We start from the raw sequence: 21649 nt of genomic DNA, 5'->3' as shown, positions 1-21649 counted from the left end.
GCTAGAATGAGGGATAGAGTAAATTTACGGACAAGGAGTAAACACGCAGTATGGGTTTAATACAGAAAATATTTGGAACGCACAGCGAGAACGAGCTGAAGAGAATCTATCCGATAGCAGACGCTATCGAGGCGCTGGAGCCTGAGATACAGAAGCTCTCAGACAGCGAGCTGAAAGATAAGACACGGGAATTCAAAGAGAGGCTGAAGGAAGGAAAGACGCTTGACGACATACTTCCGGAGGCTTTTGCCGTTGTCAGGGAAGCCGCGGTCAGGACGCTTGGGATGAAGCACTACAGGGTGCAGCTCATCGGCGGCATTATACTGCATCAAGGGCGTATCGCAGAGATGAAGACAGGTGAAGGCAAGACGCTCGTGTCGACCCTGCCTGCATATCTGAACGCTCTGACCGGTGATGGCGTGCACATCGTCACGGTCAATGATTACCTGGCAAAGCGTGACGCCGAATGGATGGGACAGGTGCACGAATTTCTCGGACTGAAGGTCGGCGTCGTGCTCAACAGTATGGATAATGACGAGCGCCGGGACGCATATAACTGCGACATCACCTATGTGACGAACAATGAGCTTGGATTTGATTATCTGAGAGACAATATGGTCATCTACAAGGAACAGCTTGTGCAGAGAGGACTTAAGTTTGCCATCATCGATGAGGTCGACTCCGTATTGATTGACGAGGCGAGGACTCCGCTCATCATATCCGGGCAGAGCGGGAAATCCACGAAGCTGTATGAAGCCTGTGATATCCTGGCACGCCAGCTGGAGCGAGGTGAGGCAAGCGGAGAGTTCTCCAAGATGAACGCAATCATGGGAGAGGACATCGAGGAGTCGGGAGACTTTATCGTCAATGAAAAAGAAAAGAATATCAACCTCACGGAAGACGGTGTGAAGAAGGTAGAGAAGTTTTTCCATATAGAGAACCTGGCGGATCCGGAGAATCTGGAGATTCAGCACAACATCATACTGGCGCTGCGGGCGCATAACCTGATGTTCCGTGACCAGGACTATGTCGTGAAGGAGGACCAGGTACTGATTGTAGATGAATTCACCGGCCGTATCATGCCGGGGCGCCGTTATTCCGACGGCCTTCATCAGGCCATAGAGGCGAAGGAGCACGTCAAGGTCAAAAGGGAGAGCAAGACGCTGGCGACGATAACGTTCCAGAACCTGTTCAACAAATTTGACAAGAAATCCGGTATGACAGGTACCGCTCTCACGGAAGAAAAAGAGTTCCGGGATATCTACGGCATGGACGTCGTGGAGATACCTACGAATGTAGAAGTACAGAGGATTGATCTGGAAGATGCCGTATACAAGACGCAGAAGGAGAAGTTCCGGGCCGTGTGCGATGAGATAGAAGCGGCGCACGCCAAGCATCAGCCTGTGCTCGTCGGCACGATTACGATTGAGACATCGGAGCTTCTTAGCAGTATGCTGAAAAAAAGGGGCATCCCGCACAATGTGCTGAATGCGAAGTACCATGAGCAGGAGGCGGAGATCGTCGCTCAGGCCGGTATCCATGACGCGGTGACGATAGCGACCAACATGGCAGGACGTGGTACGGATATCAAGCTGGATGATGAGGCAAGGGCTGCCGGGGGCCTGAAGATTATCGGTACGGAGCGGCATGAGGCGAGGCGTATTGACAATCAGCTGCGCGGACGTTCCGGACGTCAGGGCGATCCGGGAGAGTCCAGATTCTACATCTCTCTGGAGGACGATCTGATGCGCCTGTTCGGTTCGGAGAGGCTGATGAACGTATTTACGACGCTTGGCGTGGAAGACGGAGAACAGATAGAGCACAAGATGCTCTCCAACGCTATCGAGAAAGCGCAGCAGAAGATAGAGAGCAACAACTTCGGCATCCGTAAGAATCTGCTCGAATATGACCAGGTCATGAATGAACAGAGAGAGATTATATATGAAGAGAGGCGCCGCGTGCTGGACGGAGAGAATATGCGTGACTCCATCTTCCACATGATCAACGATTATGTGGAGAACGTGGTAGACATGATTGTCTCTCCGGACGACGAGCCGGAAGACTGGAACCTTCAGGAACTGAACATGACGATCCACAATGTAGTTCCGATGGAGCCTGTCACGGAAGGGGACATCAAGGATATAAGCCAGAAGGAATTAAAGCATATGCTGAAAGAGCGTGCGGTGAAGTCTTATGAGCTGAAAGAGACGGAATTCCCGGAACCGGAGCATCTGCGTGAAGTAGAGCGTGTCGTTCTGCTGAAGGTGATTGATGCGAAGTGGATGGATCACATCGACGATATGGATCAGCTGCGCCAGGGAATCGGGCTGCAGGCATATGGACAGAGAGATCCGAAGGTGGAGTACAAGATGCACGGATATGATATGTTCGGGGCGATGACAAAAAGTATTACCGAGGATACGATACGTACGCTGTTCCATGTGAGAATCGAACAGAAGGTAGAGCGGGAACAGGTAGCCAAGGTGACCGGCACGAACAAGGACGAGAGTGCGGTCCGCGGTCCGAAGCGGCGCGCGGAGAAGAAGGTGTATCCTAACGATCCGTGTCCGTGCGGAAGCGGCAAGAAATATAAGCAGTGTTGCGGGCGCAAGTAAGAGAAGATATAGGAATATAAATATATGGAAATAAGAGATTAGTAATAAGAGATTATATATAGAAAGAGGTGACAGCGTGGTTGAATTAGATGCATTTAAAAGTATTATGAATGCTTATGAAGAACCTCTTGCCGAGATGAGGGATTCACTTTGACGTCTCTGGCAAAGAGAAACGGATAGAAGAGCTGGAGAGGAAGATAGAAGAGCCGGGCTTCTGGGACAGACCGGAAGAATCGCAGCAGGTGATGAAGGAGCTCAAAGACCTGCAGGAGCTCGTGAAGACAATCCATGCATTGTATGACGGATATGAGGATATCAATCTGCTCATCGAGATGTCTTACGAGGAAAACGACGCCTCTGCAGTAAAAGAGATGGAAACGGAGATTCATAATTTTGAAGAGCTGTTCGAGGAGCTGCGGATCAGAACCCTCCTTTCCGGAGAGTACGATGCGTGCAACGCGATTGTGACGATTCATGCCGGTGCCGGAGGAACGGAGTCGTGCGACTGGGCGGGCATGTTATACCGCATGTACAGCCGTTATGCAGAGCGCAAAGGTTATGCGGTGGAAGTGCTTGACTATCTGGACGGCGATATCACAGGCATCAAGACGGTCACATTCGAGGTCAGGGGCGAGAATGCTTACGGATACCTGAAGTCTGAAAAGGGGGTACACCGGCTCGTTCGTATCTCACCGTTCAATGCGGCCGGCAAGCGGCAGACTTCCTTTGCTTCTTGTGATGTGGTTCCGGACATCGAGGATGAGATTGACATCGAGATTGCGGACGAGGAGCTTAAGATAGACACATACAGGGCCAGCGGTGCAGGTGGACAGCATGTCAACAAGACGTCCTCCGCCATCCGCATCACCCATCTGCCGACAGGTATCGTCGTCCAGTGTCAGAATGAGCGTTCCCAGCATTTTAACAAGGAGAAGGCGATGCAGATGCTGAAAGTCAAGCTGCAGCTTCTGAAGGAACAGGAACAGGCGGAAAAGGTGTCAGACATAAGGGGAGAGGTAAAGGAGATCGGCTTCGGTAACCAGATACGTTCTTATGTCATGCAGCCATACACTCTGGTGAAGGATCACCGTACCAGTGAGGAATGCAGTAATGTTACGGCAGTGCTGGACGGAAGCATCGATATGTTTATCAACGCATATCTGAAGCAGTCGTCCGGCAGCTAAAGGGAGGAATATATGGTAGATATAGCAGTTATGGGTTATGGAACCGTCGGTTCCGGTGTCGTGGAAGTCGTCAATACGAACGGCGCCCGCATCAGCCAGAGAATCGGCGATGAGCTGAATATAAAGTATGTGCTGGATCTGAAGGAGTTTCCGGGCGACCCGGTGCAGGATAAGATTGTCCATGATTTCGAGGCCATTGTCAATGATGATGACATCAAGATCGTCGTGGAGGTCATGGGAGGGATCGAGCCTGCATACACCTTTGTAAAGCGGTGCCTTCAGGCAGGAAAGAGCGTTGCCACGTCCAATAAGGCGCTTGTTGCTAAGCACGGCGCGGAGCTTCTGTCCATCGCGAAGGACCAGGGCATCAACTTCCTGTTCGAAGCGAGCGTGGGAGGAGGCATTCCGATTATCCGTCCTCTGAACTCTTCGCTGACGGCGGATGAGATTGAGGAGATAACAGGCATCCTCAACGGCACGACCAACTATATGATGACAAAGATGTTCTATGAGGGGGCGGACTACGATGAAGTGCTGAAGGAAGCACAGGAGAACGGGTTCGCGGAGCGCAACCCGGAGGCGGACGTGGAAGGCTATGACGCGTGCAGGAAGATAGCAATCCTGTCATCGCTTATCTCAGGGCAGCAGGTTGACTTTGAAGATATCTACTGTGAAGGCATCACGGAGATTACGGCAGAAGATATGAAGTATGCCAAGGCGATGGGGACGACCATCAAACTTCTGGCGTCCAGCAAACGGCGCGGCAACCGTCTGCACGCAATCGTGGCTCCGTGCATGCTCTATCCGGGACATCCGCTCTACAACGTGAACGGCGTCTTCAATGCCATCTTCGTGCACGGCAACGTGCTCGGTGATGCGATGTTTTACGGCAGCGGTGCAGGCAAGCTTCCCACCGCCAGCGCTGTGGTGGCTGATGTGGTGGACGCTGCAAAGCATCTGAACCGCAATATCATGACGATGTGGAAGCAGGATAAGCTTAAGCTCGAAGACAAGGCGGACGCCAAACGGCGCTTCTTCATCCGCATGAAGGGAGACGCCCGGGATATGCTGGATGACCTCAAAGATTCCTTCGGTGATATAGAGATTATTCATGCAGACGGACTGGACGGTGAATTTGGATTTATCACCCCTGTCATGATGGAAGGCGATTATGATACGAGGGCAAGGATATATAAAGATGAGATATTGCATATGATACGTATTCAAGAATAGGGCGGACAGGGAGGTAGCATGAAATACATAATCGTATTGAGTGACGGCATGGCAGGCCGTCCGCTTAAAGAACTGGGAGGAAAGACGACACTTGCCGCCGCGCGTACGCCGGTCATGGACCGGCTTGCACGGAAGGCGGAAGTAGGCATGGTATCCATGGTGCCGGAAGGTATGGCGCCGGGCAGCGACACAGCCAATCTTGCCGTGATGGGATATGATCCGAAGATATACTATACAGGACGGTCTCCGCTGGAGGCGCTCAGCATCGGCGTGGATATGGAGGATACAGACGTGTCTTTCCGTTGTAATATCGTGACGCTGTCCGAGGAGGACTGCGCATATGAGGAACGGACGATTATCGACCACAGTTCTGGTGAAATCAGCACCCAGGATGCAGCGGTACTTCTGGAGGCCCTGCAAGAAGGACTGGAGAGAGAGGGGTACCGTTTTTACACAGGTACGAGCTACCGCCATCTGCTCATTTGGAAGCAGGGGGCGGTTGTGGATCTGACGCCTCCCCATGATATCCTGACGAAGAAGATTGGTGCATATCTGCCGGATGATGCGGTCCTTCGGGAAATGATGGCTAAGAGCTATGAAATACTTGAGAATCATCCAATCAACGTGGAACGCAGAAGGAAGGGGCTCCGCCCTGCCAACTCCGCATGGTTCTGGGGGGCAGGGAAACGCCCGGCCCTCAAGTCCTTTGAAGAGATGACGGGACTTAGGGGAGTCATGATATCTGCTGTTGACCTGCTTAAGGGTATCGCGGTCGGAGCCGGGATGGACTGTATAGAGGTAGAAGGGGCGGACGGCGGGCTGAATACGAATTATACCGGAAAGGCCATGGCAGCGGTAGACGCACTGATGAATGGCGGATATGATTTTGCCTATATCCATGTAGAGGCTCCGGACGAAATGGGGCACCAGGGCATCGTAAAAGATAAAATCACAGCGATAGAGAGGGTAGATGGACTCGTTGCCGGGAAGATTGCAGAAGGCATGGAACGCGCCGGTGCGGATTACCGGATACTTGTGCTTCCTGACCACCCTACCCCGATAGAGGTCCGCACCCACACGGGGGATCCGGTCCCATATCTTCTGTACGACAGCACCGCGCCTGCGGAAGGTACGGATGCATTTGACGAGAAGACGGCTTCCGGGACAGGGATATACTGGCCGGACGGTTACAGATTGATTGGGCATCTGCTTGACGGAGCACAGTCATAGAAGAGGAATGCGGGAGGAATATATGTTAGTTGTTAAGAAATTCGGCGGCAGTTCTGTTGCCAACAAAGAAAGAATATTTAATGTGGCGCAGCGCTGTATTGAAGATTACAAAGCAGGAAACGATGTCGTCGTCGTTCTCTCGGCTATGGGAGACACGACAGACAATCTGATCGAGATGGCAGAAAGCATCAATCCAAATGCCAAGCAAAGGGAGATGGATATGCTGCTCACGACAGGCGAGCAGGTGTCGGTGTCGCTGATGGCGATGGCGATGCAGGCGCTGGATGTTCCGGCGGTATCGCTCAACGCTTTCCAGGTGATGATGCACTCTACGTCGAGATATGGCAATGCCCGTTTCAAACGTGTAGATACGGAGCGTATTCTCCATGAGCTGGATTCGAGAAAGATAGTGATTGTGACCGGTTTCCAGGGAGTGAACAAGTATGATGATATCACGACGCTTGGAAGGGGAGGTTCGGATACGACCGCAGTAGCGCTGGCCGCTGTCCTTCATGCGGATAAGTGTGAGATATATACAGATGTGGACGGCGTGTACACCGCCGATCCGAGGGTTGTCAAAAATGCCAGGAAGCTGGATGTCGTGACGTACGACGAGATGCTTGAGCTGGCCAGCCTCGGGGCAAAGGTGCTTCACAACAGGTCTGTGGAAATGGCAAAGAAATATAATGTAGAATTAGTAGTAAGGTCCAGTCTGAACCGTTCAGAGGGAACTGTAGTCAAGGAGGCTTCACATATGGAAAAAATGTTAGTGACAGGCGTAGCTGCCGATAAGAATACAGCAAGAATCTCCGTAATCGGGGTGCAGGATAAGCCGGGTATCGCATTCAATATCTTTGATACGCTGGCTAAGAACAATATCAATGTAGATATCATACTGCAGTCTGTAGGACGTGAGGGGACGAAAGATATTTCATTTACAGTCGCAGACAACGATCTGGAAAATGCGATCAAAGTGCTGGAAGAGAATAAAGACAGGCTTACGATACAGCAGATTACATGGGAAGAAGAAGTTGCAAAGCTATCGATCGTAGGTGCGGGAATGATGAGCAATCCGGGGGTTGCGGCAAAGATGTTCGAATCGCTCTACAACTCCAGAATCAATATCAATATGATTTCAACATCTGAGATAAGGATTACGGTGCTTGTGGACGAGAAAGATATCGATCAGGCCATGGTAGCGGTGCATGACGGATTCGCGGTGAATGATTAGGCGCCGGATTTAACGTTGTCATTAATAAAACCGGTAATTATCTGTTTGTGTTCTCTGGAAAGTGTGCGGAGCTTCGTGATGATATCCAATTCTTCCTCAGTGAGATAAATAGAATTACCGGTATTTTTATCTATAGAAAGCGTATAAGGAATCTTCTGTTCGGCAATCGAACCGGCAGCCGCAGTCAGGTCAGGAGAAGGAAGGCAGCCGAGTACGAGGCCGTCCAGATTGACATTATAAAATCCAGCCAGATACAGAAGAGAATCCAGGTCAGGGGTACGCTTGCTCGTCTCATAGTTCGAGTACGCCTGTCTGGATATGTTCAGCATCTCGCTCAGATCCTTCTGAGTCAGATTCTTTTGTTTCCTCAGATACCGTAAATTATTGGCCAGTTGAATGTTTGGCATGACAGCTAACCTCCCAAGTAACTTTACTTGTTAGTATAGCAATTTGTCCAATAAATAGATATCTATGCATCGAAATGTTGCCCTGTGATGTAAAGCAACGGTAAGTTGCAGGTTCTACAGCCTGCTCAGCGTGCTGTTGTGGTATCTTCCGGAAAAGGTGACATCGTCCCCAAACCATTTTGGAGGGGCAAAAGATGCGGCGGCGTCTTCGTCCGGGAATTCTACTTCTGCGAGCATGAGCGGAGCAAGGCGGCCTTCAAAAATATCCAGTTCAATGGTGAGAGAATCTGTATACGGTATCATATAACGCCTTTTCTGTATGAGACGTCCGTCAATCTTCTTAAGCAGATGTTCATATGCGTCTTTTGTGAGGGGAAGGTTATATTCCTCCCTGACCATCAGGCCTTTTGATTTGTACGTCAGCTCGAACTTGTCGTTGTCACGCCGGATACGTACGACAGGGTCTGTATTCAGATAGCCCTGTTCAATGATACGGCATGGGAATCCGGTCAGATCGCCGGGGAGTTCATCTACTAAGAATTTACGTTCTATTTCCATATATTGCACCACCTTCATTTTAATAGTTATGATAATATAGTTTCAGGAAAATGTAAACGTATTTGCTTTTTTACACGTTGTTTGTTAATATTTATTCATAATGGCTTTAAAAGGCCGTGCAGGGGTTTTCAAAATCAGTAAGGAGGAATTTGATGAAGAGAGTAAGCGTTATATTGGCAGACGGGTTTGAAGAGATTGAGGCACTTACAGTCGTAGACCTGCTCAGGCGGGCAAAGATATATGTGGATACGGTATCTGTTACGGATGAATATATCGTACACGGGGCGCACGGAATCAATGTCCAGACGGAAGATTTGTTTGACGAGGTGAACTTTGTGGAGTTCGACATGATCGTGCTTCCGGGCGGAATGCCGGGAACCCGGAACCTGGAGGAGCACAATGGAGTGCGCCGGGTCGTAAAGGACTTTATCGAGGAGGGCAAGACCGTGGCCGCCATCTGCGCCGCGCCGACCATACTCGGCAACCTCGGACTGCTCAAAGGCAAGCGGGTGACGTGCTACCCGACGATGGAGACGAAGATTCAGGGAGCAGTCCTTACAGGGGCTCCTGTTACGGTGGACGGCAATATCATTACCGGACGCGGGGCAGGAACAGCTATAGATTTCGCACTTAAGATTATCGAACAGCTAATGGGCAAAGAGAAGGCCAAAGAGATTGCAGAGTCTATCGTCTATGAATAAGATTGCAGAGGATTATAATATGAAGAGAAGTCTGAAACCTCTGCTGCTCGTCTTGCTCTGTATCATGCTGGCAGCCGGCAGTACCGGGTGCGGGCGTGACTTTGACGCGTCCGGATATGTGAAGGGCGTGCTGGACCTGAATTTCCAGGGACAGACGGAAAAGGCCCTGGAGATGATAGACGGCTCCACAGCGGAGTCTTTGAAAGCGCAGTACAAGGAATTTATAGATACATTTGTTGCCAACAACATCACGAACGAGATTGACATGGGCGATTTGAAGACAAGCCAGTTCGCGGAGCTCGTGTCGAAGATATTTTCGGTGATGCGTTACAGCGTAGGCGAGGCGGACAAGACTGGCAAGAAGGAGTATGAAGTTCCGGTGGAAATCCGGCCGTCAGACGTATTTATCCGATTCCAGCAGCTTCTGACCGAGGATTCATTAAAGATTGCCCAGGATGTGAAGGACGGGGTGTACAAGGGAACGGATGAAGAGGTTCAGCAGCAGATACTGAGCGACATCATCAACCACGCTTATGAACTGCTGGATGTAGCGTCTTCCGAGATGGAATTCCAGGACGCCAAAACTGTCATAGTAAAGGTAAAAGCAGATAAGAGAAATGAGTATTCCATTGACGGAGATGATATGGACAACCTTGTCATAAAAATACTTAGGCTAGATGAAATTCAAGGCTAGATATTTAGGGAGGTTTGTGTTATACTTCTTTAGTGAATGTAATGTAGCATGCCCATCTTTCCGGCGGTTGAAAGGCGGGACAGAAACAGGAGGAAATAGTAAAAATGAGTCTACAGGTAGAAAAGTTAGAAAAAAACATGGCAAAACTTACCATCGAAGTTCCTGCCGATGATTTAGAGAAAGCGCTTCAAAGTGCATATATGAAGCAGAAGAACAAAATCAATATGCCAGGATTCCGCAAGGGGAAAGTTCCGCGTCAGATGATCGAGAAGATGTACGGTGCAGAGATATTTTACGATGATGCGGCGAACGAGCTGATTCCAAAAGCATATTCCGATGCATATGAAGAATGTGAGCTGAACATCGTGTCCCAGCCGGACATCAATGTCGTCCAGATTGAGAAGGGCAAGCCTTTTATCTTTACGGCAGATGTGGCTACAAAGCCGGAAGTTAAGCTCGGAGAGTATAAGGGGCTGGAAGTAGACAAGGTTTCCACACGTGTGACCCAGAAGGAAGTAGATGCCAAGATTCAGGAAGAGGCGGAGAAGAATGCAAGAACCGTTGCAGTGGAAGACCGTCCGGTACAGGATGGGGATGAGGTTATCCTCGACTTTGAAGGATTTGTAGACGGCGTTGCGTTTGAAGGCGGCAAAGGCGAGAATTACCCGCTGACCATCGGCTCCAACTCTTTCATTCCCGGATTTGAGGAGCAGCTTGTAGGTGCAGAGGCAGGCAAAGAGATAGAGGTCAATGTGACGTTCCCGGAGGACTATCATGCGGAAGACCTGAAGGGGAAAGAAGCTGTATTCAAGTGTACGGTGCATGAGATCAAGGCAAAAGAACTCCCGGAGATTGACGATGAATTTGCAGCGGAAGTGTCCGAATTTGACACATTAGAAGAATATAAAGCTGACGTCAAGGCAAAAATCAAAGATGAGAAAGCTGCAGAAGGCAAGACGAAGAAGGAAGATCAGGTAGTCGAGCAGGCAGTCAAGAATGCCGAGATGGAAATCCCGAAGGCTATGATCGAGACGCAGGTAAGACAGATGGCAGATGATTTTGCACAGAGAATCCAGTCACAGGGATTATCTATGGAGCAGTATTTCCAGTTTACAGGCATGACCGCAGAGAAGATGCTGGAGGAACTGAGACCTCAGGCAATCAAACGTATCGAGACCCGTCTCGTTCTGGAAGCGATAGCCAAAGCTGAGAACATCGAGATCAGCGATGAGAAGATTGACGAAGAGCTTGTTAAGATGGCCGAGTCATATAAGATGGAAGTCGATAAGTTGAAAGAATTTATGGGCGAAAATGAAAAGAATCAGATGAAGGAAGATATGGCTGTACAGGAAGCAGTGACATTCCTCTTGGATAGTGCTGTAGAGAAATAGTCATATCACATAGTCAGGAGGAGACGAATACATGAGTTTAGTACCTTATGTCATTGAACAGACCAGCCGCGGAGAACGCTCCTACGACATCTATTCAAGATTATTAAAAGACAGGATTATATTTTTAGGGGAAGAGGTAACGGACGTATCCGCAAGCGTGGTAGTGGCCCAGTTATTATTCCTGGAAGCAGAAGACCCGGAAAAGGATATCCATCTGTATATCAACAGCCCGGGAGGTTCCGTGTCAGCAGGTCTGGCCATTTATGACACGATGCAGTATATCAAGTCTGACATAGAGACGATCTGTATCGGCATGGCCGCAAGCATGGGTTCCTTCCTCCTTGCAGGAGGGACCAAAGGAAAACGGCTGGCTCTGCCAAACGCAGAGATTATGATCCACCAGCCGTCAGGCGGGGCACAGGGACAGGCAACTGAGATTCAGATTGCAGCGGAACATATTTTAAAAACCCGTCAGAGACTGAACCAGATTCTGGCGGAGAATACGGGACAGCCGCTGGATGTTATCCGCATCGATACAGAGCGTGATAATTTCATGTCTGCGGAGGAAGCGAAGGCCTACGGGCTCATTGATGAAGTCATCAAGAACCGTTAAGGAATAGCGCGGAATGTCCCAGAGAGGTGAAAGCATGGCAGGAAAGAACGACGATCAGGTAAGATGCTCGTTTTGCAATAAGACACAGTCACAGGTCCGCAAGCTGATTGCAGGTCCGAACGGAGCTTATATCTGTGATGAGTGTATCGATGTATGTGCAGAGATTATTGAAGAAGAATTTGAATATGATGACAGGAGGCACTGGAATCCATTTGCCGATATCAATCTTCTGAAACCGGAAGAGATCAAGGAGTTCCTCGATGAGTATGTCATCGGTCAGGATGAGGCGAAAAAGGTATTGTCAGTAGCCGTCTACAACCACTATAAGAGGATTATGGCGCAGAAAGACCTTGGGGTGGAGCTCAATAAGAGCAATATCCTCATGCTGGGGCCGACGGGGTGTGGCAAGACGCTGCTTGCCCAGACGCTTGCCAAGATATTGAATGTGCCGTTTGCCATCGCTGATGCGACTGCGCTCACAGAGGCGGGCTATGTGGGAGAAGATGTGGAGAACATTCTTCTGAAGATTATCCAGGCTGCCGACGGAGACGTCGAGCGGGCAGAATACGGCATCATCTATATCGATGAGATTGATAAGATTACGAGAAAGTCCGAGAACCCTTCCATCACAAGAGATGTATCCGGTGAAGGCGTACAGCAGGCGCTGCTTAAGATTATCGAAGGAACGGTTGCCAATGTGCCGCCTCAGGGGGGAAGGAAGCATCCGCATCAGGAGCTCATACAGATCGACACGACGAACATCCTTTTCATATGCGGAGGCGCGTTTGAAGGGATTGAAAAGATAGTCGAGAACAGGATAGACAAGAAAGCGATAGGATTTAACGCAGATATAACGGAGAAGCATGAAAATGATGTGGACCGTCTGCTGAACCAGGTACTGCCGCAGGATCTTGTGAAATATGGAATCATTCCCGAGCTTGTCGGACGTGTGCCGGTGACGGTCGCGCTCCAGATGCTTGACAAGGAGGCGCTCATGCGCATCCTCACAGAGCCGAGAAGCGCGATAGCCAAGCAGTACCAGAAGCTGCTCGAGCTGGACGGCGTGGATCTCATCTTTGACGAAGAGGCACTGGAAGAGATTGCAGAGACATCGCTGAAGCGCAAGACAGGGGCCAGAGGGCTGCGAGCGATTATGGAGAATGTCATGATGGATATCATGTACCGCGCTCCGTCAGACGAGACATTGAAGACATGCCGAATCACAAAAGAAGTTGTAAAAGGAACCGGAGAGCCGGAGTGTGAACACACTGCCGTCAGATCGGAAAGTGCTTAATAAAAAGGCGGGTGCAGAATCAGTTTTGTGCCCGCTTGTTTTAAATTGTCAAAGGGGTCAGACCCCTATGTAGCATAGGGGTCTGACCCCTTTCAAAATAGGAGAAATTGTATGACAAATGAAGTGAATAGTTTACCGATGGTTGCCCTGCGCGGTATGGTTGTTTTGCCCGGAATGGTTACTCATTTCGACGTCAGCAGGGAGAAGTCAATTGAAGCAATTGAACAAGCGATGCAGGAAAATCAGAAGATTTTTCTGACAGCTCAGAAAGATATTGAAAAAGAGAATCCGGGTATGGATGATATCTGCACTGTTGGCTGCATCGCATCGATCAAACAGATTGTAAAATTACCGAAGAAGATTAGCAGGATTCTGGTGACGGGGGAAACGCGTGCCAAGATGGACTGTATGGAATATGATGATCCGTATCTGCGTGCAAATGTTGTTGCAGTGGAAGATATCGATAACTCGGCGGAAGCGGTAGGCGCAGAGGAGAATCCCCTCAATATGGAGGCGATGCTGCGGGGGCTTAAAGATCTGTTCCGGGAGTATCTTCCGCGCAACCCGAAGCTCTCCAAGGACCTGGCGCTTCAGATGGAGGGAATCAAAGACTTGCGTATGCTCGTAGATGAAGTCGCCGCCAATATGCCGCTTTCGTGGGAGCATGCCCAGGAACTGCTGGAAGAGCCGGATGTGCTGAAACGCTATGACAAAGTCGTTAGCAGGCTCGTCAGCGAGATTCAGATTTTCAATATCAAAGAAGAGATTCAGACGAAGGTAAAAGAGCGGGTAGATAAAAACCAGAGGGAGTATATACTGCGGGAGGAGATGAAGCTCATCCGCGAGGAGCTCGGCGATGACAATACGATGTCTGACGCGGACGAGTTCCAGGAGGCGGCAGATAAGCTGAAGGCACCCGGTGAAGTGAAGGAAAAGCTGAACAAGGAAATCAAGCGGTTCAAGAATACGATGGGCAATCCTGCTGAGACAGGCGTCGTCCGCACATATATCGAGACGCTTCTCGAGATGCCGTGGGATAAAGTATGCAAGGATCACAAGGACATCGCGTATGCGAAGGAAGTGCTGGATGAGGACCACTACGGTCTGGAGAAGGTAAAGGAAAGAGTGCTGGAATTTCTCGCCGTGCGTGCGCTGACGAAAAAGGGCGACACGCCGATACTATGCCTTGTAGGCCCCCCGGGCACCGGCAAGACGTCCATAGCGAAATCGCTTGCCAGGGCGTTGAAGAAACCGTACGTGAGAATCTCCCTCGGCGGGGTGCGCGACGAGGCAGAGATACGGGGGCACAGGAGGACATACGTGGGCGCCATGCCGGGAAGAATCGCCACCGGGCTCAAGTCTGCGGGTGTCAAGAATCCGCTCATGCTGCTTGACGAGATAGACAAAGTGAGCAATGATTACAAAGGAGATACATTCTCCGCCCTGCTGGAAGTGCTGGACAGTGAACAGAATGCGAAGTTCCGGGACCATTATATCGAAGTGCCGGTGGACTTGTCAGAAGTGCTGTTCGTGACGACTGCGAATACGCTCCAGACGATACCGAGGCCGCTTCTGGACCGTATGGAAGTCATCGAAGTGAGCAGTTACACGGAGAATGAGAAAATGCATATCGCTATGGAGCATCTTCTGCCAAAGCAGCTGAAACGGCACGGATTAAAACCGGAGCAGCTCACCGTAAGCAAGAGGGCAATCTGGAAGATGGCGAGAAACTATACGAAAGAGGCAGGAGTACGGCAGCTGGAACGTAAGCTCGGCGAGATATGCCGGAAAGCGGCCAGAGAAATCCTCGAGACAAAGAAGAAGGCAGTCCATATCACAGAGAGGAACCTTCATCTTTATCTTGGAAAAGAACTGTACACATACCAGATGGCGAATGCGTCAGATGAAGTCGGTATCGTGCGGGGCCTGGCGTGGACGAGCGTCGGCGGCGACACGCTCCAGATAGAGGTGAATATCATGCCGGGAGAAGGCGAGATACTGCTTACCGGGCAGCTTGGTGATGTAATGAAAGAGTCCGCAAGGACCGGCATCAGCTATATCCGTTCCGTCAGCGGCGAGTACGACATAGGAGAGTCTTTCTTTAAAGAGCATGACATACATATCCACATTCCGGAAGGAGCAGTTCCGAAAGACGGCCCGTCAGCCGGTATTACCATGGCGACGGCTATGATATCTGCGGTGACGGCGCGAAAGGTAAGAGCGGACGCCGCCATGACGGGAGAGATTACGCTCCGGGGCCGCGTGCTGCCGATCGGCGGGCTGAAGGAAAAGCTGCTGGCAGCCAAGAACGCCGGCATCCGTACGGTAATCATCCCGCAGGAGAACCAGGTGGATTTGGAAGACATCTCTTCAGAGATTACGAAAGGCCTTGAGATACTGCCGGTATCCCATATGAATGAAGTATTGAAAATAGCGTTGGTGTAGCAGCCGATGACAGTAAAGAGGAATAGATATGATTGTTAAAAATGTAAATTTAGAGACTGTATGCGGGATTACGAGCGTACTGCCGGATAACGCGCATCCTGAAATCGCTTTTTCAGGGAAGTCGAACGTAGGGAAATCATCGCTCATCAATGCGCTGATGAACCGGAAATCCTATGCAAGGATATCGGCTACGCCGGGAAAGACACAGACGATCAATTATTATAACATCAATGACGAGCTGTATCTGGTCGACCTTCCCGGCTACGGATATGCGAAAGTGTCCGAGAAGGAGAAGATCAAGTGGGGGCAGCTTGTTGAGCGATACCTCCACAGTTCCAGGCAGCTGAAGGCGATATTCCTGCTCATCGATATCCGCCATGAGCCGTCCGCCAATGACAAGATGATGTACGACTGGATCGTAGGACAGGGGTATGAGCCGATTATCATCGCCACGAAACTGGATAAGATCAAGCGCAGCCAGATAGAGAAGCATATCAAGATGCTGAGGACCGGGCTTAAGCTTCTTCCGGGTACGAAGGTCATCCCCTTCTCTTCCATGACGAAGCAGGGAAGAGATGAGATATGGGAACTGGTCGAGACAGAATATATCGGCGAGCAAGAGGTGGAATAGCAGATGAAGACAGATTTTAAGGAACAGCTCCATGACGAGAGGCCTTACTGGAAGGTGATAGTAAGCCTTGCATTCAGCCTGATTGGAACAGCGCTGTTCGTGTTCCTTGGCGTCAGGCTGCTCGTGTTCTTCATGCCCTTTGTCATAGGCTGGTTTATCGCATATATCGCAAGCCCTGTTGTCAACTGGCTGGAGCGGCGGCTGAAGATTGTGAAGAAGCTCGGCTCTGCTATCATTATCATAGGCGTCCTCGCCGGACTCGTGTTTCTCCTATATTTTGCGGGAAGCAGACTCTGGCGGGAAATCATGGCATTGATCCAGAACATGCCTGACTTGTATCAGCAGCTGGAAAGCGGCCTCAGTGATATCGGCAAGACGCTGGAGGGCGTATTCACCGTGCTGCCAAAAGGCATACAGAACGGCTGGCACGCCATGGTCAGCAATCTGGACAGCACGATGGGAAATCTGATTGGAAGATTCAGCGAGCCGACCGTCGCGGCTGCGGGCAATTTTGCAAAGAAGATACCGTCCGTACTCATAGCCACTATCGTCACGGTCATATCCGCCTACTTTTTCATCGCAGACAGGGATGCTGTCATCGCATGGTCCAAGAAAATAGCACCGGATCCGGTTGTACGCCGGATGAGCATGGTGATCGATAACCTGAAGTATGCGGTGGGCGGATATTTCAAGGCCCAGATGAAGATAATGGTCGTCGTATTTGGGCTTCTCCTCATAGGATTCGTGCTCATGGGAGTGCATTTCCAGATTCTCCTTGCGCTGCTCATTGCATTTCTGGATTTCCTGCCCTTTTTTGGAACAGGAACCGCACTGATACCGTGGGCGCTGTATAAGTTCATGGTAGGCAACTATAAGCTTGCAATCGCGCTGATGGTGCTCTATGCGGTAACGCAGCTCGTCCGCCAGCTCATCCAGCCGAAGCTCGTCGGCGACAGCATGGGCCTGAATCCACTTGTAACGCTCGTGCTGCTCTACGTAGGCTATAAAGTGGGAAGCGTGCTTGGCATGATCTTCGCGGTGCCGATAGGGATGATTGTCATCAATCTCTTTAAGGCGGGAGCTTTTGATTATATACTGGATGATGTGAAAATACTTCTCGAAGGCGTCACGAGACTGAGAAATGAATAGGCATAACTGGTAATTTACAATAATTACCAGTTATTTTTTTGACTTCCATATACATTTTAAATCTGTTAAAATAGGCAATAAGAGAAAGTGTATAACGCTGGGAGAAGAAGGAAGAAAGGCAAACTTTAATTACAGGAGGATAAGAAGATATGGGATTGATAAAAGCAGGAATCGGAGCATTAGGCGGGGTACTGGCCGACCAGTGGAGAGAGTATTTCTACTGTGATTCTCTGGAGGCGGAAGTGCTTGCGGCGAAAGGGGTAAAGCGCAGTTCCAGACGCAGCAGCAACAAGAAAGGAAGTGAGAACGTCATCACGAACGGATCAATCATTGCAGTCAATGACGGTCAGTGCATGATGATTGTAGAGCAGGGCAAGGTAGTAGAATTTTCCGCGGAGCCGGGGGAATTCGTCTGGGACAGCTCTACGGAGCCTACGATATTTTACGGCGGGTTTGGAGAGGGCCTGGGACAGTCATGGGAAACGCTGAAGAAGCGTTTTACATTCGGTGGAGATACAGGAAAAGACCAGAGGGTATACTTCTTCAACACGAAAGAGGTGATGGGCAACAAGTATGGTACGGCCAATCCGGTACCGTTCCGCGTCGTCGACAGCAATGTGGGGCTGGATATGGATATTGCCCTCCGCTGCTGCGGGGAGTATTCCTACCGGATAGTCAATCCGATGCTGTTTTATAAAAATGTGTGTGGGAACGTAGATGGCGAATATTTGAGAGATGAACTGGACAGCCAGCTGAAAAGCGAGCTGCTGACCGCTCTGCAGCCGGCCTTTTCCCAGATCTCAGCACAGGGGGTCCGCTACAGCGCGATTCCGGGGCACACGATGGAGATAGCGGATGCGCTCAATAATATCCTATCTGCAAAATGGAGGAACCTGCGCGGAATAGAGGTTGCTTCCTTTGGTGTCACGAGCCTGAAGGCATCGGAGGAAGATGAGGCCATAATCAAGGAGCTCCAGAGGAATGCGGCATTCAAAGACCCGACAATGGCCGCGGCCCAGCTCGCAAGCGCCCAGGCAGCAGCGATGCAGGCGGCGGCAAGAAACGAAAACGCAGGCCCCGCCATGGCGTTCATGGGAATGGGCATGGCCCAGAATATGGGCGGCATGAATACCCAGGGACTGTACCAGATGGGACAGCAGAATGCTCCTGCACCGCAGAATGTCCAGGCTCCGCAGACCGCCCAGGCTCCACAGGCCGCCCAGAGCGCTGGCATGGCGGGTACTGTCCAGGGAGCGCCCGCACAGGAAAGCACGCCAGATGCGGACGGCTGGACATGTGCGTGTGGACACGGAGATAATAAAGGGAAGTTCTGTCCGGAATGTGGTGCAAAGAAGCCAGCAGGAGTCCCCCTTTACCGCTGTGACAAATGTGGATGGGAGCCGGCGGACCCGAAGAATCCGCCGAAGTTCTGCCCCGAATGTGGAGACCGGTTTGACGAGAATGACATACAGTAGCTTATGTCAGATATAGCGGTAGTCTTTCCGTTTCTTATAGAAGAAATAGACGGACAGGAAGACAGTCATGCACTCGGCGGCGGGTACGGACAGCCAGATGCCATTTACGCCGATAAGGTACGGCAGCAGCAGTATGTTCGCCACGATGAACACGAAGGTGCGGACGAAAGAGATGGCTGCCGATATCTTCCCGTTGGAGTATGCGGTAAACATCGCGGATGCGAAGATATTGATACCGGCAAAGATATAGTTGAATGAGAAGAGGAAGAATCCGCTTCGTGCAATCTCGTATGTCTTCGTTCCCGCCGGCGTAAAGATTTCCACGATATACGGAGAGGACAGCAGGGCGAACAGTGTTATGATAACGGCGGATATGCAGATGAACGAGATACATATTCTGTATATCCGCTTCAGCAGCTTTTCATTGCCGCTACCGTAATTGTAGCTGATTACAGGGGCGACACCCATGGAGAAGCCCATATACATCGCATTGAACAGGAACTGCCCGTACAGCACGATCGTGATTGCGGCTACGCCTGGCTCGCCGAGGAACTTAAGCATCATGATATTGAACAGATAAGTTACGACAGCGGCGGATATATTTGTCACCATCTCCGAAGAGCCGTTCAGGCAGCTTTCGATGATGACAGAGCCCCGGAGCTTTGGCTTCGTAATGTGCAGGGAACCCTTTACAAAGAAAAAGTAAACCATTCCCGATACAGCAGGGACGAGCTGTCCGATACCGGTGGCCAGGGCGGCGCCGCCGATGCCCATCTGAAGCGGCCCCATGAAGACATAGTCCAGAATCATGTTGGCCAATCCGCCTCCGATAGTGAGCAGAAGCCCCAGATTCGGCTTTCCTGCGGTCACGAAGAACGTCTGGAAGAGCAGCTGCAGGATACAGGCCGGCGCGAGGAACAATGACACGCTGAGGTAGCTGACCGCGTCCGCAAGCAGCACATCTGTCGCGCCAAGCATTCTTGTTATTGGCTCTATGAACAGGTTGCCGGCAGCCATGATTATGAATCCTGCCGCAACTCCGACGATAATGAGCAGTGAAAAGTCTTCGCGGGCTTCTTCCGCTTTATTTTCACCGAACTTTCTGGCTATGATGGCACTCCCCCCCGAAGCAAGCATGACACCGACTGCTATGACAAGGTTCAGAACCGGATATACAATGTTGGCGGAGGACAGAGCGTTCGTTCCGAGCAGCCTGGAGATAAAGATACCGTCTACGATCGTATATAAGGACATGAACACCATCATAACGATAGTGGGGGCCGCAAAGCGGAGCAGTGAGAAAAACTTGAAATCTTTTGCAATTGAATTCGACATATGAATCCTCCTTCCTGATTAATGTGTTGCATTAAATTATCTAAGTTGCGTTTTTACCCGACAATTGCTATGATAAGGTATAGGGTAACCCGATAGTCAAGAGGAGATTACAAATATGGCAATAATAAAGAAAGAAAGGTATCTGACGACCGGAGAATTTGCAAGGCTGACAGGAGTGACGAAGCACACGCTGTTCCACTACGACGCCATCGGGCTGCTCTGCCCGGAGGTGAAGCTCGACAACGGATACAGGTACTACACGTTTTCTCAGCTCGATATATTTGAAATCATATCTTCGCTGAAAGAGCTGAACATGCCCCTGCAGGAGATCAAGGAGTATGTGGATGGCAGGACCCCGGAGAGCCTTCTGAAGCTGTTCGAGCGGGAGAATCTTATCATCGAAGAACGGATGCAGAAGCTCCGCCAGATGCAGCGCTGGATGAAGGAGAAGGCAGACTGCATCCAAAGCGGAATCTCTGCGCCGCCGGAGGAAATCCGCGTGCGGCATGAAGAGAAGAGGTACATGGTACTGTCCGGAATCGAAAGCAGCGATGAGATGGGATGGAGCATAGAGATTGGGAATTTCCTCGACTATTGCGAGGAGCATGGGATCAGAAGCCCGTACGGCATCAGCTTCCGGCAGAATCTGGCTGATATCATGGAAGGAACGTATGACAAGTACCGGACGCTGTACCAGCTGCTCTCGGCAAAGCCGAAAAAGGTGGCATACGAAGTGCGCCCGGAAGGTGACTATGTAACAGCCTACCATAAAGGGAGATGGCAGGATATCGGAATGGCGTACAGAAGGCTTGTGCGGTATGCACAAGACAACAGGATAGAGCTTACAGAGCACTTTTACGAAGATTATCTTCTCGACGGACTGACCGTGCAGCGGGAAGAGGACTACCTGACGAAGATTATCTGCATGGTCTGCTCAGCATAAGCAGATGACCTTTAGTGCAGTTGTATTTGTCCTTATCAGTAAAGTGGGAGCCGGGTGGGAGATGCATCGGAGCATCTCCCACCCGGCTCCCTGTCGTATCCTGAGCCACTATACTTCCGTTATTTCACTGTGCAGCTGCTGGAGCGGCTTGACCTCTCCATTGCCGTGTTCTTTCACATAGCGGATGCCTTTTGCGGTGGCCCTTGCAGCGGCAATCGTGGTCATATATGGAACCTTGGCTTTTATGGCAGCCTTCCGCAGATAGCTGTCGTCATGGACGCTGTCCTTGCCTACTGGTGAGTTTACGATAAGCTGTATCTTGCCGTTCGTAATCATATCTAGGATATTCGGGCGCCCTTCGTACAGCTTTTTCACTTTTTCGGCTTCGATGCCTGCCTCCCGGATGAGGTCGCATGTCGTACCTGTCGCCACGATATCGAATCCGTCTTCTGCAAAGCTTCTTGCAATCTCTGCCACTTCGGCTCTGTCTTTACGGTTCACGGAGATGAGTACCGTGCCG

Annotated in this window: 18 protein-coding genes and 1 pseudogene; 15 read left to right on the top strand and 4 right to left on the bottom strand. The window is 50.5% G+C overall.

Translation table 11 applies throughout. The features are described 5' to 3' along the window. Positions 1–50 precede the first annotated feature (50 nt). The 5 genes from secA to HJV72_RS04590 all read left to right on the top strand — a co-directional run bounded on the left by secA (position 51) and on the right by HJV72_RS04590 (position 7493). A complete protein-coding gene (secA, locus tag HJV72_RS04610) occupies positions 51–2615 on the top strand; it encodes a preprotein translocase subunit SecA (protein WP_208069088.1) in 2565 nt (854 codons plus the stop codon). 76 nt (positions 2616–2691) lie between these two features. Continuing rightward, positions 2692–3799, top strand: a protein-coding gene (gene prfB / locus HJV72_RS04605) for a peptide chain release factor 2 (protein ID WP_208069085.1) whose coding sequence is annotated in 2 segments (ribosomal slippage) — positions 2692–2754 and positions 2756–3799 — 1107 coding nt in all. Because the reading frame shifts where the segments join, the coding sequence is not laid out codon by codon here. A 12-nt stretch (positions 3800–3811) separates the two neighbouring features. After that, on the top strand, positions 3812–5032 hold the full coding sequence (locus tag HJV72_RS04600) for a homoserine dehydrogenase (RefSeq protein ID WP_208069084.1): 1221 nt from the start codon (positions 3812–3814) through the stop codon (positions 5030–5032). An 18-nt stretch (positions 5033–5050) separates the two neighbouring features. Then, the gene (locus HJV72_RS04595) at positions 5051–6262 is read left to right on the top strand and encodes a cofactor-independent phosphoglycerate mutase (protein WP_208069083.1); all 1212 of its coding nucleotides are present in this window, start codon (positions 5051–5053) and stop codon (positions 6260–6262) included. 22 nt (positions 6263–6284) lie between these two features. Then, complete coding sequence (locus HJV72_RS04590; protein WP_208069082.1) at positions 6285–7493, top strand: aspartate kinase; 1209 nt, start codon at positions 6285–6287, stop codon at positions 7491–7493. On the opposite strand, the gene HJV72_RS04585 is transcribed toward HJV72_RS04590, so the two are convergent. Both HJV72_RS04585 and HJV72_RS04580 read right to left on the bottom strand, forming a co-directional pair. Next, on the bottom strand, positions 7490–7900 hold the full coding sequence (locus tag HJV72_RS04585) for a helix-turn-helix domain-containing protein (RefSeq protein ID WP_208069081.1): 411 nt from the start codon (positions 7898–7900) through the stop codon (positions 7490–7492). The genes HJV72_RS04590 and HJV72_RS04585 overlap by 4 nt on opposite strands. Before the next feature lie 114 nt (positions 7901–8014). Beyond that, positions 8015–8458 (bottom strand): CYTH domain-containing protein, encoded by a 444-nt coding sequence (locus HJV72_RS04580; protein WP_208069079.1) that lies wholly within the window; start codon positions 8456–8458, stop codon positions 8015–8017. A 152-nt stretch (positions 8459–8610) separates the two neighbouring features. On the opposite strand from HJV72_RS04580, the gene HJV72_RS04575 reads away from it, so the two are divergent. The 9 genes from HJV72_RS04575 (at position 8611) to HJV72_RS04535 (ending at position 18851) form a co-directional block, all read left to right on the top strand. Further along, on the top strand, positions 8611–9159 hold the full coding sequence (locus HJV72_RS04575; protein ID WP_066578421.1) for a DJ-1 family glyoxalase III: 549 nt from the start codon (positions 8611–8613) through the stop codon (positions 9157–9159). Then, the gene (locus tag HJV72_RS04570) at positions 9152–9853 is read left to right on the top strand and encodes a hypothetical protein (RefSeq protein ID WP_208069078.1); all 702 of its coding nucleotides are present in this window, start codon (positions 9152–9154) and stop codon (positions 9851–9853) included. Before HJV72_RS04575 ends, HJV72_RS04570 begins: the two co-directional genes overlap by 8 nt. A 104-nt stretch (positions 9854–9957) precedes the next feature. Then, on the top strand, positions 9958–11244 hold the full coding sequence (gene tig / locus HJV72_RS04565) for a trigger factor (RefSeq protein WP_208069076.1): 1287 nt from the start codon (positions 9958–9960) through the stop codon (positions 11242–11244). Between the two features lie 31 nt (positions 11245–11275). Continuing rightward, the gene (clpP, locus tag HJV72_RS04560; protein ID WP_049727434.1) at positions 11276–11857 is read left to right on the top strand and encodes an ATP-dependent Clp endopeptidase proteolytic subunit ClpP; all 582 of its coding nucleotides are present in this window, start codon (positions 11276–11278) and stop codon (positions 11855–11857) included. Between the two features lie 34 nt (positions 11858–11891). Then, positions 11892–13151 (top strand): ATP-dependent Clp protease ATP-binding subunit ClpX, encoded by a 1260-nt coding sequence (gene clpX / locus HJV72_RS04555; protein WP_066581601.1) that lies wholly within the window; start codon positions 11892–11894, stop codon positions 13149–13151. A gap of 111 nt (positions 13152–13262) precedes the next feature. Next, positions 13263–15596, top strand: coding sequence for an endopeptidase La (gene lon / locus HJV72_RS04550; RefSeq protein WP_208069075.1), 2334 nt, complete (start codon positions 13263–13265; stop codon positions 15594–15596). A 28-nt stretch (positions 15597–15624) separates the two neighbouring features. Beyond that, positions 15625–16227 carry a ribosome biogenesis GTP-binding protein YihA/YsxC gene (gene yihA, locus HJV72_RS04545; protein WP_208069074.1) on the top strand — a complete coding sequence of 201 codons (603 nt, stop codon included), beginning with the start codon at positions 15625–15627 and terminating at the stop codon, positions 16225–16227. 3 nt (positions 16228–16230) lie between these two features. Beyond that, positions 16231–17376 carry a sporulation integral membrane protein YtvI gene (gene ytvI, locus HJV72_RS04540; protein WP_208069073.1) on the top strand — a complete coding sequence of 382 codons (1146 nt, stop codon included), beginning with the start codon at positions 16231–16233 and terminating at the stop codon, positions 17374–17376. Positions 17377–17525: 149 nt separating this feature from the next. Further along, positions 17526–18851: an SPFH domain-containing protein gene (locus HJV72_RS04535; RefSeq protein ID WP_208069072.1), complete on the top strand. Its 1326-nt coding sequence runs from the start codon at positions 17526–17528 to the stop codon at positions 18849–18851. Positions 18852–18857: 6 nt separating this feature from the next. Here HJV72_RS04535 and HJV72_RS04530 read toward each other — a convergent pair whose 3' ends face one another. Then, positions 18858–20186 carry an MATE family efflux transporter gene (locus HJV72_RS04530; protein ID WP_208069071.1) on the bottom strand — a complete coding sequence of 443 codons (1329 nt, stop codon included), beginning with the start codon at positions 20184–20186 and terminating at the stop codon, positions 18858–18860. A gap of 115 nt (positions 20187–20301) precedes the next feature. Between HJV72_RS04530 and HJV72_RS04525 the strand changes: the two genes are divergently transcribed. Next, the gene (locus HJV72_RS04525; RefSeq protein WP_208069070.1) at positions 20302–21129 is read left to right on the top strand and encodes a MerR family transcriptional regulator; all 828 of its coding nucleotides are present in this window, start codon (positions 20302–20304) and stop codon (positions 21127–21129) included. Between the two features lie 108 nt (positions 21130–21237). On the opposite strand, the pseudogene HJV72_RS04520 reads toward HJV72_RS04525, so the two are convergent. Continuing rightward, positions 21238–21649, bottom strand: a pseudogene (locus tag HJV72_RS04520) (carbamoyl-phosphate synthase large subunit); the annotation flags it as partial.

Origin of the sequence: Extibacter sp. GGCC_0201, from assembly GCF_017566055.1 — a bacterium.
Classification (GTDB): Bacteria; Bacillota; Clostridia; order Lachnospirales; family Lachnospiraceae; genus Extibacter.
The sequence above is the reverse complement of the archived record's forward strand: the minus strand, read 5'-3'. Positions and strand labels throughout refer to the sequence as shown.

Coding starts and splice junctions, on each gene's coding strand:
- secA (WP_208069088.1), top strand. CDS start 51: ATGGGTTTAATACAGAAAATATTTGGAACGCACAGCGAGAACGAGCTG.
- HJV72_RS04600 (WP_208069084.1), top strand. CDS start 3,812: ATGGTAGATATAGCAGTTATGGGTTATGGAACCGTCGGTTCCGGTGTC.
- HJV72_RS04595 (WP_208069083.1), top strand. CDS start 5,051: ATGAAATACATAATCGTATTGAGTGACGGCATGGCAGGCCGTCCGCTT.
- HJV72_RS04590 (WP_208069082.1), top strand. CDS start 6,285: ATGTTAGTTGTTAAGAAATTCGGCGGCAGTTCTGTTGCCAACAAAGAA.
- HJV72_RS04585 (WP_208069081.1), bottom strand. CDS start 7,900: ATGCCAAACATTCAACTGGCCAATAATTTACGGTATCTGAGGAAACAA.
- HJV72_RS04580 (WP_208069079.1), bottom strand. CDS start 8,458: ATGGAAATAGAACGTAAATTCTTAGTAGATGAACTCCCCGGCGATCTG.
- HJV72_RS04575 (WP_066578421.1), top strand. CDS start 8,611: ATGAAGAGAGTAAGCGTTATATTGGCAGACGGGTTTGAAGAGATTGAG.
- HJV72_RS04570 (WP_208069078.1), top strand. CDS start 9,152: ATGAATAAGATTGCAGAGGATTATAATATGAAGAGAAGTCTGAAACCT.
- tig (WP_208069076.1), top strand. CDS start 9,958: ATGAGTCTACAGGTAGAAAAGTTAGAAAAAAACATGGCAAAACTTACC.
- clpP (WP_049727434.1), top strand. CDS start 11,276: ATGAGTTTAGTACCTTATGTCATTGAACAGACCAGCCGCGGAGAACGC.
- clpX (WP_066581601.1), top strand. CDS start 11,892: ATGGCAGGAAAGAACGACGATCAGGTAAGATGCTCGTTTTGCAATAAG.
- lon (WP_208069075.1), top strand. CDS start 13,263: ATGACAAATGAAGTGAATAGTTTACCGATGGTTGCCCTGCGCGGTATG.
- yihA (WP_208069074.1), top strand. CDS start 15,625: ATGATTGTTAAAAATGTAAATTTAGAGACTGTATGCGGGATTACGAGC.
- ytvI (WP_208069073.1), top strand. CDS start 16,231: ATGAAGACAGATTTTAAGGAACAGCTCCATGACGAGAGGCCTTACTGG.
- HJV72_RS04535 (WP_208069072.1), top strand. CDS start 17,526: ATGGGATTGATAAAAGCAGGAATCGGAGCATTAGGCGGGGTACTGGCC.
- HJV72_RS04530 (WP_208069071.1), bottom strand. CDS start 20,186: ATGTCGAATTCAATTGCAAAAGATTTCAAGTTTTTCTCACTGCTCCGC.
- HJV72_RS04525 (WP_208069070.1), top strand. CDS start 20,302: ATGGCAATAATAAAGAAAGAAAGGTATCTGACGACCGGAGAATTTGCA.